The sequence below is a fragment of the Aeromonas sp. PS2Canimalfood6 genome, assembly GCF_048276795.1.
GTDB classification, from domain to species: domain Bacteria; phylum Pseudomonadota; class Gammaproteobacteria; order Enterobacterales; family Aeromonadaceae; genus Aeromonas; species Aeromonas caviae.
Window position 1 is genome coordinate 34,502 of the sequence record NZ_JBLUXC010000029.1, and the last position, 14,642, is coordinate 49,143.

The following is a 14,642-nucleotide window of genomic DNA, read 5'->3' on the forward strand; positions in this document are numbered from 1 at the left end:
CCAATCAACAAGAGCGCCATGGGCGCTCTTTTGTTTTGGAACTCTGGCTCAGATCCCGGTCAGGGGCGGTGCCTTGAGACGGGGCCCCTGGTAACCCGTCACCTCGCCAAAGCGCGGATGACCGCTCTCCCAGTCGGCGGCGGCGGTGCGAATGGCCTCCTTGTCGACGCTCACGAAGTTCCACCAGATCTGCAGCGGTCTGGGCAGGGGCTCGCCGCCGATGAGCAGCAGCCGGGCGCCCGGGCGCAGGGTCAGCACCACCTCCCGGTTGCCGGGGGGCAGGTAGAGGAGCTGCTCCGGGGCCAGGACCTCCCCTGCGACGATGGTCTCCCCCGCAAGGGGAAAGAGGCCGTGCTCGAAGGCGGGATCCAGGGGGAGGGTGATCTCGCCTCCCTCGGGGGCGTGCAGATCCAGCCCCAGAATGGGGGAGAAGTGCAGGGTGGGGGCGCGCTGGCTGCCGTGCTCGCCGATGAGCAGGGTGAGGGTGATCTCCCCTTGCTGCCAGCGGGGGAGCGTCGGGTAGTGATCGAAGCGGGGCGGGGTATGCTGATCCGCCTCGGGCAGGGCTATCCAGAGCTGGGCGGCGTGCAGATCGGGCTGGTTCGGGACCGACTCCTCCGTGTGGGCGATGCCCCGTCCTGCGGTCATCAGGTTCACCTGGCCTGGACGGATCACCTGCTTGCTGCCCAGGCTGTCCCGGTGGAGGATCTCCCCCTCCAGCATCCAGGTGAAGGTCTGCAGGGCGATGTGGGGGTGGGGCCCCACATCCATGCCGGGTGCGCCGGGGGCAAAGCGGGTCGGGCCGATATGATCGAGAAAACACCAGGGCCCGATGGTGCGCCGCTCCTTGACCGGGATGGCGCGAGCCACCGGGATGCCGCCCACATCGGTGAGGCGGGAGGCAATGCGTTGCCACTGTTGTGTCATGGGGTGCTCCTTGTCGAGGAAAAGGTTGGCGCACGCGCGCGCAGGTTGCAGCGTCTGCAGGGGGAAGAACATGCCGTCTCGCCCGGTGCCGGTGAGTGATGCCGAGGTTACTATGCCCCAATCCGGCGCCGGATGGCAAAGACGGGGCACAGCGCCTGCCCTGAAGGCCCAGCCCGGCAATTGCAGCCGGGTACTGTATGAACGTACAATAGTCCCATCCCACTCTTGAGCCCGACCACCTGCATGACCGACATCCAGCCCCTCCCTCCCGTGACCCCGCCGCTCGACGGCTTCATCCTGACCCGCCATGGTCGGGATGTGCAGGGGCGTACCGAGATCGTGATGTGGCTCTGGAGCGCACAGGGACCGGTACGGGTGGTGGTGCCGGGGCAGGAGCCGGTCTTCTTCCTGCCGGAACGCCACCTGGAGGAGGCGGCAGAGCTTTTCAAGGGGGCCGGGGTGAGGGGGCGTTTTCGCCGCCTCCCCATGCACACCTTCGAGGGGAGCCGGGTGGTGGGCTGCTACTTTGCCACCCTGAGCGCCTTCCACCGCGCCATCGAGCTGCTGCTCATCCGCGGATTGGAGCACTTCGAGGCGGATATCCGCCTGCCCGAGCGCTTTCTCATGGAGCGCTTCATCACCGCCGGGATGCGCTTTGACGGCAAGGCGAGGCGAAAGGGGGGCAGGCAGGGTTACTGGGAGGTAAACGAGGCGCGCTGTGCGCCGCAGGCGGTGACGCCGACCCTCTCCTGGGTCTCCCTGGACGTGGAGTGCGCCATGGATGGCACTCTCTTCTCGGTGGGGCTTCATAGCGAAGAGGACGCGCGGGTCATCATGATTGGTGCCCCGGAGCCGGACTCGCAGGACTGGGAGACCCCCGTCGAGTGGGTGGCGGACGAGCCAGCCCTGCTCGGTGCCCTGGAGGGCTGGTTCAGCCTGTACGATCCCGATCTCGTCATCGGCTGGAACGTGGTGAATTTCGACTTTCGCCTGCTGCTGCGCCGCGCCGAACTCCACAAGCGGCGGCTGCGGCTCGGGCGCGGGCGGGAGCTCTGCTTCTGGCGCTCGTCCCGAAACGACCCCCAGAGCGGCAACGTCATCATCCCGGGGCGCATGGTGCTGGACGGCATCGATACCCTCAAGAGCGCCACCTGGCAGTTCCCGAGCTACAGCCTGGATGCGGTGGCGAGCGAGCTGCTCGGGCGGGGCAAGGACATCGAGGACGTGGCCAACCGGGGGGAGAAGATCACCGAGCTGTTCCACTCCGACAAGGAGGCGCTGGCCCGCTACAACCTGGAAGATTGCAGGCTGGTGTGGGAGATCTTCGATTTCTGCCACCTCATCCCCTTCGCCATCGAGCGCGCCTCCCTCACCGGTCTTGAGCTCGACCGGGTGGGCGGGTCGGTGGCGGCGTTCACCAACCTCTATCTGCCACGGCTGCACCGCGGTGGCTATGTGGCGCCCAACCTGCCGGCAGACGGCGGGCTCGCAAGCCCCGGCGGCTATGTGATGGACTCCAAGCCGGGGCTCTATCGCCACGTGCTGGTGCTCGACTTCAAGAGCCTCTATCCCAGCATCATCCGCACCTTCTGCATCGACCCCATGGGGCTGGTGGAGGGGCTCAAACACCCGGATAACGCCATTCCAGGCTTTCGCGGCGCCCTGTTCTCCCGAACCCGCCACTTCCTGCCGGATCTCATCGCCACCCTCTGGGCGGCGCGGGATCGGGCCAAGGCCGCCAGTAACAAGGCCCTCTCCCAGGCCATCAAGATCATCATGAACTCCTTCTACGGGGTGCTGGGGTCGGGGGGCTGCCGCTTCTATGACCCGAGGCTCGCCTCCTCCATCACCTTGCGGGGCCACGGCATCATGCAGCAGACCCGGGAGTGGATAGAGGCAGAAGGGTTCGAGGTGATCTATGGGGATACCGATTCCACCTTCGTGCACCTGGGGAGCGATATCCGTCTCGAACAGGCGGACGAGATTGGCCAGCGACTGGCGAAGATGATCAACGACAACTGGGCCGCGCTGATCAGGCGGGAGTTCGACCTGCCGAGCCATCTGGAGATCCAGTACGAGACCCACTACCGCCGTTTCCTGATGCCCACCATTCGCGGGCTGGAAAAGGGGAGCAAGAAACGCTATGCGGGACTGGTGGGCGAAGGGGAAGGGGAGCACCTGGTGTTCAAGGGGCTGGAGACGGTGCGCACCGACTGGACACCCCTTGCCAAGGCATTCCAGACCCGGCTCTACGAAATGGTGTTCCACGACCAGGATCCCAGCAGTTATGTGCGCACCATGGTGGACGAGACCCGGGCCGGCCGTCACGACGATCTGCTCATCTACCGCAAGCGGCTGCGCCAGAAACTCGAGGAGTATCAGAAGAACGTGCCGCCCCATGTGCGGGCGGCGCGCCTGGCGGATGAGGAGAATCTGCGCCGCGGCCTGCCCCAGCGTTATCAGCACAGGGGCACCATCGCCTACCTGATGACCCTGAACGGCCCCGAGCCTTTGGAGTACCGGCGCAGCGCCGTCGACTACGAGCACTACATCGACAAGCAGCTCAGGCCCATCGCCGACGCCATCCTTCCCTTTGTGGGGGAGTCGTTCGAGCGGATCTGCGGCCAGCAGCTCGATCTCTTCTGACGAAGCGAGGTAAACGCGGCGGCCATGGCACGACAATGGCTGCCAGTGGGCCAGAGGGGACAGGAGGCAGATGACGGGGGAGAGCGGATGTCAGAGCCGACCAATGCAAAAAGCCCGCTATCAAGCGGGCTTTTCAAATCTGGTGCGTCCTAGTGGATTCGAACCACCGACCCCCACCATGTCAAGGTGATGCTCTAACCAGCTGAGCTAAGGACGCAGGGTGCGCAAGGCGACTTTGTGTGTCATTGCAGGGGAGTGGTGGGTTTAATTGGATTCGAACCAACGACCCCTACCATGTCAAGGTAGTGCTCTAACCAACTGAGCTATAAACCCACATCTGTGTTCAACCGAATTCGAACCAACGACATTGCCTACGCCATGTCAAAGTACTGTTCTAACCGACTGAGCTATAAACCCACATCAAATTCATATCTGCAATTTATTCAAACCGTTATGGTGCGTCCTAGTGGATTCGAACCACCGACCCCCACCATGTCAAGGTGATGCTCTAACCAGCTGAGCTAAGGACGCATAACAGGGTTTCGTGATGGTGCGTCCTAGTGGATTCGAACCACCGACCCCCACCATGTCAAGGTGGTGCTCTAACCAGCTGAGCTAAGGACGCATCACGAAAAGTGGTGGGTTTAATTGGATTCGAACCAACGACCCCTACCATGTCAAGGTAGTGCTCTAACCAACTGAGCTATAAACCCACTTCATAAACCGGGTTGAAAACCCGTTTTATCCCGCCAGCACTGCTGGCGTGGTCGGCATACTACCCATGGCCCCCAAGGCTGTCAACAAGGGACATGCACAAAGGAGACTGTTTGCCCAGTTCTTGTGCAGCCTGTTGATTTTACAGGCGAGCCGTCCCAAAAGTGCGGCTCCCCGTGCCCCTGGCCGCGCCCTATTGCGCCCGAGAGAGGGCGGTGCAGGCTGCGGGGCTGGCGAAGCGGCCGTAGATGACGCGCAGCCGAGCCCCCAGCATCAGGGCGGCGGAGGTGAGACCGACGATGAAGCCTATCCAGAAGCCCTGCGGGCCCATGCGCGGTACCACCCAGTCGGTCAGCCCCAGGATCATGCCGGTGGGCAGACCCAGCCCCCAATAGGCGACGAGGGTGACGTAGAAGATGGCCTGGGTGTCCTTGTAACCGCGCAGAGCCGCCGCGGCCACCACCTGCACCGAGTCGGAGATCTGGTAGATGGCGGCGAAGAAGAGCAGGGTGGCGGCGAGGCCGATCACCTGCAGGTCGTCGGTGTAGATCCCCGCGATGGGGTCGCGCAGCAGCACGGTGAGGGCGGCGGTCGCGGCGGCGACGCCCATGCCCAGCATCAGGCCGGTGCGGGCGGCGACCCTGGCCTGATCCGGTTGACCTTCCCCTATGTTGTGACCGACCCGGATGGTCACGCCGACACCGATGGAGAGGGGCAGCATGAAGACCAGGCTGGAGAAGTTGAGCGCAATCTGGTGACTCGCCACCGTCTCCGCGCCGAAGGGGGCCAGCATCAGGGCCACCACGGTAAACAGGGTCACCTCGCAGAAGATGGCCATGGCGATGGGAAACCCCAAGCGGAACAGGCGCCAGATCCGGCTGCCGTTGGGGCGTGCCAGCTGGGCGAACAGGTTGATGCGCTTGAAGTGGGCAGAGCACTTCACATAGACGATCATCGCCAGCAGCATGGCCCAGAGCACGATGGCAGTGGCCACGCCGCAGCCGACGCCGCCGAGTTTCGGCATACCGAAGTGGCCGTGAATGAAGATGTAGTTGGCGGGGATGTTGACCGCGAGTCCCACGAAACCGATCACCATGGTCGGCATGGTGTGGGAGAGCCCCTCACTGAAGTTGCGCAGCACCTGGAACATCACGAAGGCGGGCAGGCCCCACAGGATGGCGTGCAGGTAGCCGGCAGTCTTGGCCGCCATGACGGGATCCACGTCCATGAATTGCAGTGCCAGGGGGCTGAAATAGAGTGCCACCATGGCGATGGGCGTGACGATGAGGGCGAGCCAGAAGCCCTGGTGCACGGCGGGGCGCACCTCGTCCTGCTTGCGAGCGCCGTTGAGCTGGGAAACGATGGGGGTGAGGGCCATGATGATGCCCTGCACCAGCAAGATGATCGGCAACCAGAAGCTGGACGCCACCGACACGGCGGCAAGATCCACGGCGCTCACCTGTCCCGCCATCACGGTATCGACGAAGTTCATGGCGATCTGGGCCACCTGGGCGACCAGAATGGGGCTGGCTAGACGAACGAGCTGCTTCGCCTCGGACCAATAACGTTGCACTGACACCTCCGAGTGGATCAGATAAAAGAGAAAGAGCGGGCAAGAGAGATGGGCTTTTGCCTCCTCGTCCTGAGGAGACAAGATGCGGGGGTGTCATTCTAGCTTGAAAAACCGCCAACGGGGAAGGTCGGCGGCAGATTTGTAGCCGGGATCAGGCGTCTTCGTGATCGCTGATCAGCAGGTTGGCCGCGGCATAGGCCGCCTGCTCGCGCAGATCCGCCGGTACCCGCTCGTCGGAGGCCACGGCGTTGAGCGCCCGTATGCTGGCGGCAATGGCCTGGGGCACATAACCCTGCTCACCGGAGCCAATCTGGTTGTAGGCGATGCGAATGGCTTCACAGCATTGATATACCTGCATTTTTGTTTCCTCGTTCAGTCTGGATTGATTGGGGTCACTATAGCGATCGCGCTTCTCCTTGTCAGCCGGCACCCTTGTCTTGCAAGGTGGCCGGGGGTAACCTGCCGACAATTTTCACAGCCTGGAGAGACTCATGTTCACCGGCATCGTACAAGGGACCGCCGAACTGGTGGCCATCGATTCACTGCCCAATTTTCGCACCCACGTGATCCGCATGCCGAGCCCGGCCTGGGGCGAGGGGCTGGCCCTGGGGGCCTCGGTGGCCCACAACGGCTGCTGCCTGACCGTCACCCGGGTGGAGGGGGATCTGGTCAGCTTCGATCTGATGCAGGAGACTCTGCGCCTCACCAACCTTGGGCAACTGGTGGTGGGTGACAAGGTCAACGTGGAGCGGGCCGCCCGCTTTGGGGACGAGATTGGCGGCCATGCCATGTCCGGCCATATCATGGGGACGGCCGAGGTGACCTCGGTCATCGACACCCCCAACAACCGCCAGGTGTGGTATCGCCTCGATCCTGCGCTTATGAAGTACGTGCTGACCAAGGGCTACATCGGCATCGACGGCATCAGCCTCACCGTGGGCGAGGTGCGCGCCAGCGAGTTCTGCGTCAACCTGATCCCCGAGACCCTGGCCCGGACCAACCTGGGCTGGGTCAAGGCCGGCTGGCGGACCAACATCGAGATAGACCCCCAGACCCAGGCCATCGTCGACACGGTGGAGCGGGTGCTGGCGGCGCGCCAGTAACCACCTGAGCGCTGCCCCCAGGGTTCGAAGAGGAGGGCGGCATCACGGGAAAGGCGCCCTCTTGTGGAAGAGGCGCCGCCCCAGAGCCTTGGAGACTTCTCTATGTTTGTCGTGACATTGACCTATGTGAAACCGCTGGCGGAGATCGATGCCCTGATCCCGGCCCACATTGCGTGGCTGGAGCGGCAATATGCCGCAGGCCATTTTCTGGCGTCCGGGCGTCGGGTACCCCGAGTCGGGGGCGTCATACTGGCGCAGGGCGTGAGCCGAGACGCCTTGGAGGCGATGCTGGCAGAGGATCCCTTCAAGCAGGCAGAGGCGGCCGATTATCAGGTGGTGGAGTTTGTTCCGACCATGACGTCGGCGAAGGCGGCGTGCTTGAGGGAGGCGTGATCCAGCCTGACGATGGCACCAGAACAAACGGGACCCACAGGGTCCCGTTTGTTTTTATCTGTGTCTGGACAAGGGAATTCAGAACAGCTGCTCGTCGTCGGCATCCACGAAGAGTTGCAGGCAGTCGCGGGCTTCATCCCGGTGCAGCCGCAGGTGGATGGGGTTGCAGCAGGCCATGCAATCTTCGTAGAACTCCTGATCCCCCTGGCTGGCATCCAGCTCGACCCGGGTGTGGTGGCCGCAGTGGGGGCAGACGATACGCTTGCTGGTGTACTCGATCATGGTGACCTCCTCGGGCCCGTGGGCCGTCTCTGTGCTCCTGCTGATTCTAGTCGCCACAAGGCGGCGCAACCGCGAGCAAGCGCACGTTTATGAGCGGGCTCAAGCGAGGCAGGAGGTCAGTCCGCCAGGGTGTTGCCTACTTGACCCAGCCGGCCAGCATCTCTGTGTTCAGCTCGGCAAGAGAGCGCAACTCGTGGTTGGCGATGGCCAGACGGGGATCGCCGACCAGCGCCGGGTCCGGCACGATCAGCGCCGTCATGGAGGCTGCCTTGGCCGCCAGCAGGCCGGTGAAGCTGTCCTCAATGGCGAGACAGTGCACAGGCTCGACGCCGAGCTTCTCGGCGGCGTGGATATAGACATCCGGGTGGGGTTTGCCAAAGCGCTCCACCTCGGCGGAGTGGACCGCCATGAAACGGTCCTGGATGCCGAGTTTGCCGAGCACCGCCTCGACCATGGCAAACGGTGAGGAGGTGGCGAGCCCGATCTTGAGCCCTTGGGCCTCGATGAGGTCGAGGGCTTCCAGCACCCCGGCCTTGGGCTGTCCCTCTTGCAGGATGAGCGCGATCACCTGATCCAGGATGCGCTGTACTACCTCTTCCTGGCTGGGGCTGCTCCAGGGGCGGATCCGGTACCAGTGGGCCACCAGCTGATCGATGCGCACCCCTATGGTGGAGTTGCAGTCCTCCTCGGTGTGGAAGTGGCCCAGTTCGGCGAAGACGGCCATCTGTGCCCGTTGCCAGAAGGGTTCCGAGTCGATCAGAACACCATCCATATCGAAGATCACGGCAGTTAACATCTTGTACTCCTGACATAGGTGAAGGGGGGATTATAAGCCTGGTGCTTCAATGGGAAAGGGGCAGTCACCTGCCCCTTGCGCCGGATCACGCAGATAAACGTTTGTTTTTGCGTGGTAAAGCGGATTGCCTAGAACAGTACTTCTACCCGGGCTGCCACCGTCTTGGCCTGCTCCACGGCTTCCTGGCAATCCTGTCCACGGGCGAGCGCCACCCCGAGGCGACGACGACCGGCGATCTCCGGCTTGCCAAAGAGACGCAACTGGGCACCGGGCACCAGGGCCAGTGCCTCGCCAATCCCCTGATAGCGGATATCCTGGCTGTGGCCTTCCCGCAGCACCACGGCAGAGGCGCTCGGACCGTACTGGGTGATGGTGCCGACGGGCAGCCCCAGGATGGCGCGCACGTGCAGGGCGAACTCGGAGAGATCCTGGGAGATCAGGGTCACCATGCCGGTGTCGTGGGGGCGGGGGGAGACTTCGCTGAACCACACCTCGTCACCCCTGATGAAGAGCTCGACCCCGAACAGACCGTAGCCGCCAAGGGCTTCGACCACCTTGGCCGCCACCTCCTTGGAGCGGGCCAGGGCCAGCTCGCTCATGGCCTGGGGCTGCCAGGATTCGCGGTAGTCGCCATCCTCCTGACGATGGCCGATAGGCTCGCAGAAGTGGATGCCATCGACGGCGCGCACCGTGAGCAGGGTGATCTCGTACTCGAAAGGAACGAAGCCTTCGACAATCACCTTGCCACGACCGGCACGGCCCCCCTCCTGGGCATAGGTCCAGCTTTCATCCAGCCTGGCGAGGTCGCGCAGCAGGCTCTGCCCCTTGCCGGAGGAGCTCATCACCGGTTTTACCACGCAGGGCAAGCCGATGGCCTCGACGGAGGCCACAAACTCCTCCTTGCTCTGGGCAAAGCGGTAGGCAGAGGTGGGCAGTCCCAGGGTTTCGGCGGCGAGGCGACGGATCCCCTCCCGGTTCATGGTGAGCTGGGTGGCGCGGGCATTGGGCACCACCTTGACCCCTTCCTGCTCGAGGGCGGCCAGGGTGTCGGTGGCGATGGCTTCAATCTCGGGGATGATGAGGTCGGGCTTGACCTCGGCCACCAGGGCGCGCAGGGCGGCACCATCCAGCATGTCCAGCACGCGGGCCTGGTGGGCCACCTGCATGGCGGGGGCGTTGGCATAGCGGTCGGCGGCGATCACCTCGATACCGAGCCGCTGCAGCTCGATGGCGACCTCCTTGCCGAGTTCGCCTGATCCCAGCAGCAGGGCGCGGGTCGCAGTGGGGCGGGTGGCGGTTCCAAACATCTGATCTCTCCTGAGGTCGGTGGTCAGCAGGGCTGATCCGGGTGAGCAAAAAAAGAGGTACGCATGGCGTACCTCAGGAAGTGGGTGGGTGGGCGCGCTGCTCCAGATGGGTGAGCAGGGTGATGGCGCCGATGATGATGGCCGCCCCCAGCCACAAGCGACCGGGGGGCGCCCAGCCAAATACCAGCCAGCCGGCCAGCACGTTCATGGGCAGCTTGGCAAAATCAAAAGGTTGCACGAAGGAGGCCTCCGCCACGCTGTAGGCGCGGGCGATGGACATCTGGGCCAGTGCCGACAGTACGCCAGAGGCGGCCACCAGCAGCCACTGGGTTTCGCTTGGCCACTGCCATTCAGGGATTGCCAGCATGGCGTTGAACGGGGTGCTGAAGACGAGCAGGTAGACGACGATGGTGTGGGACGACTCGCTGGCCGCCTGATAGCGCACCAGCAAGGAGTAGCCTGCCCAGAAGAGGGCGGCCGCCACCGGCAGCAGGGAGGCCAGGGTGAAGTCGTCGGTCCAGGGTGCCAGGATCAGCATGGCGCCCACAAACCCCGCCAGGGTCGCGAGAATGCGGGCCCGGCTCACTTGCTCTTTGAGAAAGAGGGCTGATCCCAGGGTGGCAAACAGGGGGGAGGTCATCAAGAGCGCGATCCCCTGCCAGATGGGGACGGGGACCGCCAGGGCCCAGAGCCAGAACTGGATGCCGGTCACCGCAAGGGCGACCCGCAGCAGGTGCAGGCGCAGCTGGTTCGTCATCAGGGACTGGCGCAGACCGTGGCGCACCAGCCAGGGCAGCAGGCAGACCAGGGCGATCAGATATTGGTGAAAGGCGACCTGGGTCGAGGGGAGGCCGAGCGTGAAGCTGACATACTGGCTCAGGCTGTTGACGGCGGCGAAGCAGAGGCCTGCCACCATCATCCAGACGGCGCCGGCAAAGGGGGAGTGCCTGCGGGAGGAGGTCATGAGATCCGGATCACGTACAAAAAGTGCGGCGGATCATAACGGCAATCGTTTGTCATGCCAAGGGTGCGGAGTTTGATGAGCCCCTCTCTGCCGAGGAAATGCACAGACATCAAATTTTTTGAATGACTTGAGCATCTATTTTCGCTATCAGGCTTTAATGCCAGTCTTTATAGTGACCTCCATCGACAGCCTGGCTGTTCAATTGACAATCAAATGGAGTTTCACCATGGCCAATATCCTCGTTCTGAAGTCCAGCATCCTGGGCCAGTATTCCCAATCCAACGCCCTGATCGACGGCTACCTGGCCGAGCGCCAGGGTGACACCATCCAGGTACGCGATCTGGCGACCCTGAACCTGCCGGTGCTGGACGGCGAGCTGGCCATGGGCCTGCGTGGTGGCGAGAACCTGAACGAGCGTCAGCAAGCGGTGCTGGCCCAGTCCGACGAGCTGGTCGCCGAGCTCAAGGCGAGCGATCTGGTGATCATCGCGGCCCCCATGTACAACTTCAACATCCCGACCCAGCTGAAGAACTGGATCGATCTGGTGGCCCGTGCCGGCGTGACCTTCCGTTACACCGAGACCGGTCCGGTCGGCCTGGTGGAGAACACCCGCGCCCTGGTGGTCAGCCCCCGTGGCGGCATGCACGTGGGCAATGCCACCGACCTGGTGACCCCCTACATGCGTACCGTGCTGGGCTTCATCGGCATCAACGAAGTGGACTTCATCTATGCCGAAGGCATGGGCATGGGGCCGGAGGCGCAAGCCAAGGGGATCGAGCAGGCCAAGGAGCAGCTGGAAACCCTGGCTTACTGATGCGACTCGGGGCCTTGGCCCCCAGTATCCTGAAACAACAACGCAGCCCTCGGGCTGCGTTGTTGTTTTTGCGCAGGCATCACGCTCTGGCGTCGTTATTCGCGCAGGAAGTGGCGGCAGCCGCTGCCGACCATCAGAAAGACCGCCACCAGGGAGGCCAGCAGCAGGGTGGTGAGCCACTGCTCGGCGCTGTTGGGGACCTGGGGGAGGAAGAGGCTGATCACCAGCAATGTGCAGAGGGTGATCAGGCTGGTTGGTCGAATGAGGCGCATCATGGGTCATCCTTGGCTGCGGGTGGTGAACGAGAGGCTAACCGCGGTCTGTGACAACAAGATGTATCCATACCTCTTGCGAACATCAACGGACCGGGTAGCCACCACCTTAGCAGCTTTTGCCGACGGAGCCAGCGGCATGGGTCGGGTTGTGATCCGGATCCCTATCTGAACTGCTTCTGATCTTCCTGATAGTGGAAATCGCCGCTGGCCAGCCTGGCGACCAGGGCCTCCTTGTCGAGATCCTGCGCCCGGCAAAGATCATCGAGATCCTCGTAGTGATCACGCAACTGCATGTTGACCAGGCTCAGCAGCATGTTGACATCCATGGTGGCAAAGTTGTTCAGCTTCATGAGGGTTGCTCGTTGTCCAGCAGGTGAAGTTGTTCGATGGCATCGCTGACGCTCTGCAGGTGCAGGCGAATGCTCTGGCGCGCCTCGGCCGGCAGATAGTCGGTGAGAGTGTGCTGCCAGCTTCCCGCCTCCGTCTTGAGCTGCTGGAACAAGGTGAGCCCCGCCGGGGTGAAGGAGACCAGGCTGATGCGCTTGTCCTGCACGCTGTTCTCGGTGAACAGGATGCCTTTCTCCACCAGACGATGGATCTCGCGGGAGATCCGTACCTTGTCCATGCCGCTCGCCTCCACCAGCTCCTTCTGGCTGATGGGGTAGTGGGGGCCGAGCACCATCATCAGGCGCCACTGGGGCACGGTGAGTTGGTACCGCTGCTGATAAAACTGTTCAAAGGTATCGCGCACCATCTCAGCGGCGTGAACCAGCTGATAAGGAGGGTAGTGCGCGAGCAGCTCAATGATCTTCGACATATGACATCCTGCTGTGGCGGCTGCATCGGGTGCAGTTTCTCTTGATACTTTGGCCTTGATGATACGTAACACAGGGGCATTTGTCTGACCAGTCACCAGAAAAATGTGCGTTTGCGCACGTGTTCTGTCATCGAATCGGCAATTGGGGTCTCAACTGGCCTGCTTGCCCGCACTCTTTCGCAGCCATATCAAGGCGTTGTGGGTCAGCCAGGCCTCGCGACTCTGCAAGGCGTAGAGCGCCGCCTCGTCACGGCTGCCGCCCTGCCAGCGGCGAGGCTCCTGCTTGGGCAAGCGGCGCTGGCCCAGCAAAGTGGCGGGCACATGGGGATTGACCTCCATTGCCGCCGCCAGATGAGGGCGCGCCGCCGCTTCCCCTTCGCAGACAAAGCTCATCAAGGCCTTGTTGTAGAGCAGCCAGCAGGAGGCTTCATCAAAGCGCACCAGCAGTTGTTGCAGGGCATCCCATTCCCCTTGCCAGGCATAGAGGGTGGAGAGGGGGTGGCGGCAAGCGGGCTCGTCGGCGCGGCAGAGGGCGAGCAGGGCCAGGTACTCATCCCGTGCCTGCCCAAGCTGCCCAAGTCGCAGCAGGCAATCGGCTCGACCGGCCCTGGCCGCGATCAGAGGGCGTGCCTCGGGGACCTGCCAGCCATGGCCCGCGTGGGCTTGCCAGAATGCCTCATCGAACAGGAGGTTGGCATCGGCAATGATGCGCTCGAACCAGCCAAGGCGAGGGAGGGGATTGCGGCTCTCTGCCGCCAGCTCGAACCACTGCTGCCACTGGCGAGTCTGCTCGTTGTCCAGGGACGGGCTCTCTTCAGGCTCGGCCTCGTAGTGATCCTGGCCGAGCAGGAGGTTGAGGGCCGTCTTCATCTGCTGGCGTTGACGTTTGCAAAAATCGAGGAAGGGGAGCTCGCTGGCCGCAGCCTGGTGCAGCATCATGGCCATGGGCTTGTCGCGAAACAGGCAGAGCTCGGCCACCAGGCTGAAGCGATGGCGGGTCGCCGGATCGTTCAGGTCGGTCGGCGCCGGCCAGCAGGCCACCCCCTGACTGAAGCCATAGCTCCATTGGCCCAGAGGATGGCGCTTGTCAAACACCTGCTCCGGGTTGTCGGTAGAGAGGCGACACTGGCTCGGCAGGGCCAGCTGCGCGTCGTCGGCCTGGGCTTCCAGCTCGGCGATCAGGTGATGCAGCGCCTCGGCACTCTTCTCGTCCAGCGCTGCATCATGAGGCAGCAGGCCGGCCAGCGGATCTTGCCAGTCGGGGGCTACGGGCCCCGCCAGACGGGCGCACAGGAAGCCGTGCAGGGCGGGGTAACTCATCTCCTGCTGGCTGTGGGTCTGGATCCATCTTAAATGCGAAAGGGGACTCCCTCCGACGTAGGTGGGAGGGGAATTTCGCCGGGGCGTCAGCCCCGCTGGTTTTGAATGTATTGCTTGATCACCTCTAACGGCGCACCGCCGCAAGAGCCCACAAAGTAAGAGCGTGACCAGAGTACGGGTTTGCTGTAAGCACCCCTCAAGTCCAGAAATTCATTACGCAGTCGCCTTGATGTGACCGCCTTTAACGAGTTCACCAGCACCGATAGCTGCACTGTTGGGCCGTACTCTATCAGCATGTGAACATGATCAGCCTCTCCGTCACACTCTTTCAGTTCCGCACCAAAATCTCTGCAAATCTCTACCGCACACTGACCGAATGAAGCGTGATGCAGCTCCCCCAATGTCGGCTTTCGATACTTGGTGATAAACACCAAATGTACGTGCAAAATGTAGGCTGCATGGCGTGATTTATTAATTTTAGTGAATTGCATTCTTTCACTCAATCGGGCACCATAGATATGGTGATAATGCTACACACTGAGCGCTAAATGCAAATTCTGAAAGCCTACAAGTTCCGACTCGAACCGACCGCCCAACAAGCGCAACGCCTGCGCCAGTTGGGCGGTTGTGCTCGTTATGTCTGGAATCACGGGCTGGCAGAAACCAAACGCATTCTGGATGCTGGCGAAAAACTGCCTTCTGCCTTTGAGC

Annotated in this window: 17 protein-coding genes and 5 tRNA genes; 5 read left to right on the forward strand and 17 right to left on the reverse strand. The window is 62.8% G+C overall.

Going from position 1 to position 14,642, the window contains the following annotated elements; genetic code table 11:
* Positions 1-48 precede the first annotated feature (48 nt).
* Positions 49-927 (reverse strand): pirin family protein, encoded by an 879-nt coding sequence (locus ACNPAA_RS12895; protein WP_417891808.1) that lies wholly within the window; start codon positions 925-927, stop codon positions 49-51.
* A gap of 243 nt (positions 928-1,170) precedes the next feature.
* Here ACNPAA_RS12895 and ACNPAA_RS12900 point away from each other — a divergent pair, with 243 nt between their 5' ends.
* Entirely contained in the window at positions 1,171-3,573 is a 2,403-nt protein-coding gene (locus tag ACNPAA_RS12900) for a DNA polymerase II (protein ID WP_161470732.1), read from the forward strand.
* Between the two features lie 140 nt (positions 3,574-3,713).
* On the opposite strand, the gene ACNPAA_RS12905 is transcribed toward ACNPAA_RS12900, so the two are convergent.
* From ACNPAA_RS12905 to ACNPAA_RS12935, 7 genes are all read right to left on the reverse strand, one after another.
* A tRNA-Val gene (locus ACNPAA_RS12905) sits at positions 3,714-3,790 on the reverse strand.
* 39 nt (positions 3,791-3,829) lie between these two features.
* Positions 3,830-3,906 (reverse strand) — tRNA-Val (locus ACNPAA_RS12910).
* Positions 3,907-4,027: 121 nt separating this feature from the next.
* Positions 4,028-4,104: transfer RNA gene (locus tag ACNPAA_RS12915), tRNA-Val, on the reverse strand.
* Between the two features lie 17 nt (positions 4,105-4,121).
* Positions 4,122-4,198, reverse strand: a tRNA-Val gene (locus tag ACNPAA_RS12920).
* 11 nt (positions 4,199-4,209) lie between these two features.
* Positions 4,210-4,286 (reverse strand) — tRNA-Val (locus tag ACNPAA_RS12925).
* A gap of 194 nt (positions 4,287-4,480) precedes the next feature.
* Positions 4,481-5,860, reverse strand: a complete 1,380-nt coding sequence (locus ACNPAA_RS12930) for an MATE family efflux transporter (RefSeq protein ID WP_201872777.1) — start codon at positions 5,858-5,860, stop codon at positions 4,481-4,483.
* A 151-nt stretch (positions 5,861-6,011) separates the two neighbouring features.
* Positions 6,012-6,218 (reverse strand): YaeP family protein, encoded by a 207-nt coding sequence (locus ACNPAA_RS12935; RefSeq protein WP_010674629.1) that lies wholly within the window; start codon positions 6,216-6,218, stop codon positions 6,012-6,014.
* A 133-nt stretch (positions 6,219-6,351) separates the two neighbouring features.
* Between ACNPAA_RS12935 and ACNPAA_RS12940 the strand changes: the two genes are divergently transcribed.
* Positions 6,352-6,963: a riboflavin synthase gene (locus ACNPAA_RS12940; RefSeq protein ID WP_039039091.1), complete on the forward strand. Its 612-nt coding sequence runs from the start codon at positions 6,352-6,354 to the stop codon at positions 6,961-6,963.
* Between the two features lie 102 nt (positions 6,964-7,065).
* A complete protein-coding gene (locus ACNPAA_RS12945; protein WP_029314482.1) occupies positions 7,066-7,356 on the forward strand; it encodes a YciI family protein in 291 nt (96 codons plus the stop codon).
* 78 nt (positions 7,357-7,434) lie between these two features.
* Here the strand turns inward: ACNPAA_RS12945 and ACNPAA_RS12950 are convergent, their stop codons facing one another.
* The 4 genes from ACNPAA_RS12950 to ACNPAA_RS12965 all read right to left on the reverse strand — a co-directional run bounded on the left by ACNPAA_RS12950 (position 7,435) and on the right by ACNPAA_RS12965 (position 10,705).
* A complete protein-coding gene (locus ACNPAA_RS12950) occupies positions 7,435-7,638 on the reverse strand; it encodes a CPXCG motif-containing cysteine-rich protein (protein WP_005336871.1) in 204 nt (67 codons plus the stop codon).
* 136 nt (positions 7,639-7,774) lie between these two features.
* Positions 7,775-8,434 carry a hexitol phosphatase HxpB gene (gene hxpB, locus ACNPAA_RS12955; protein ID WP_043155976.1) on the reverse strand — a complete coding sequence of 220 codons (660 nt, stop codon included), beginning with the start codon at positions 8,432-8,434 and terminating at the stop codon, positions 7,775-7,777.
* 128 nt (positions 8,435-8,562) lie between these two features.
* Positions 8,563-9,741, reverse strand: coding sequence for a formate-dependent phosphoribosylglycinamide formyltransferase (gene purT / locus ACNPAA_RS12960; RefSeq protein ID WP_052814503.1), 1,179 nt, complete (start codon positions 9,739-9,741; stop codon positions 8,563-8,565).
* Between the two features lie 73 nt (positions 9,742-9,814).
* Complete coding sequence (locus ACNPAA_RS12965) at positions 9,815-10,705, reverse strand: DMT family transporter (RefSeq protein ID WP_041211382.1); 891 nt, start codon at positions 10,703-10,705, stop codon at positions 9,815-9,817.
* Positions 10,706-10,931: 226 nt separating this feature from the next.
* On the opposite strand from ACNPAA_RS12965, the gene ACNPAA_RS12970 reads away from it, so the two are divergent.
* A complete protein-coding gene (locus tag ACNPAA_RS12970) occupies positions 10,932-11,519 on the forward strand; it encodes an FMN-dependent NADH-azoreductase (protein WP_039039094.1) in 588 nt (195 codons plus the stop codon).
* 95 nt (positions 11,520-11,614) lie between these two features.
* Here ACNPAA_RS12970 and ACNPAA_RS12975 read toward each other — a convergent pair whose 3' ends face one another.
* The 5 genes from ACNPAA_RS12975 to tnpA form a co-directional block, all read right to left on the reverse strand.
* Entirely contained in the window at positions 11,615-11,794 is a 180-nt protein-coding gene (locus ACNPAA_RS12975) for a hypothetical protein (RefSeq protein ID WP_010674636.1), read from the reverse strand.
* Positions 11,795-11,955: 161 nt separating this feature from the next.
* Positions 11,956-12,144, reverse strand: coding sequence for a DUF4250 domain-containing protein (locus tag ACNPAA_RS12980; RefSeq protein ID WP_043155974.1), 189 nt, complete (start codon positions 12,142-12,144; stop codon positions 11,956-11,958).
* Positions 12,141-12,611 carry a MarR family winged helix-turn-helix transcriptional regulator gene (locus tag ACNPAA_RS12985; RefSeq protein WP_010674639.1) on the reverse strand — a complete coding sequence of 157 codons (471 nt, stop codon included), beginning with the start codon at positions 12,609-12,611 and terminating at the stop codon, positions 12,141-12,143. Before ACNPAA_RS12985 ends, ACNPAA_RS12980 begins: the two co-directional genes overlap by 4 nt.
* Before the next feature lie 150 nt (positions 12,612-12,761).
* Positions 12,762-13,931 (reverse strand): UPF0149 family protein, encoded by a 1,170-nt coding sequence (locus ACNPAA_RS12990; protein WP_171865881.1) that lies wholly within the window; start codon positions 13,929-13,931, stop codon positions 12,762-12,764.
* Between the two features lie 86 nt (positions 13,932-14,017).
* Positions 14,018-14,422 (reverse strand): IS200/IS605 family transposase, encoded by a 405-nt coding sequence (gene tnpA / locus ACNPAA_RS12995; protein ID WP_103859258.1) that lies wholly within the window; start codon positions 14,420-14,422, stop codon positions 14,018-14,020.
* A 57-nt stretch (positions 14,423-14,479) separates the two neighbouring features.
* On the opposite strand from tnpA, the gene ACNPAA_RS13000 reads away from it, so the two are divergent.
* Positions 14,480-14,642: helix-turn-helix domain-containing protein (locus ACNPAA_RS13000; RefSeq protein WP_417891809.1), on the forward strand; the 163-nt coding region annotated here is incomplete at its 3' end.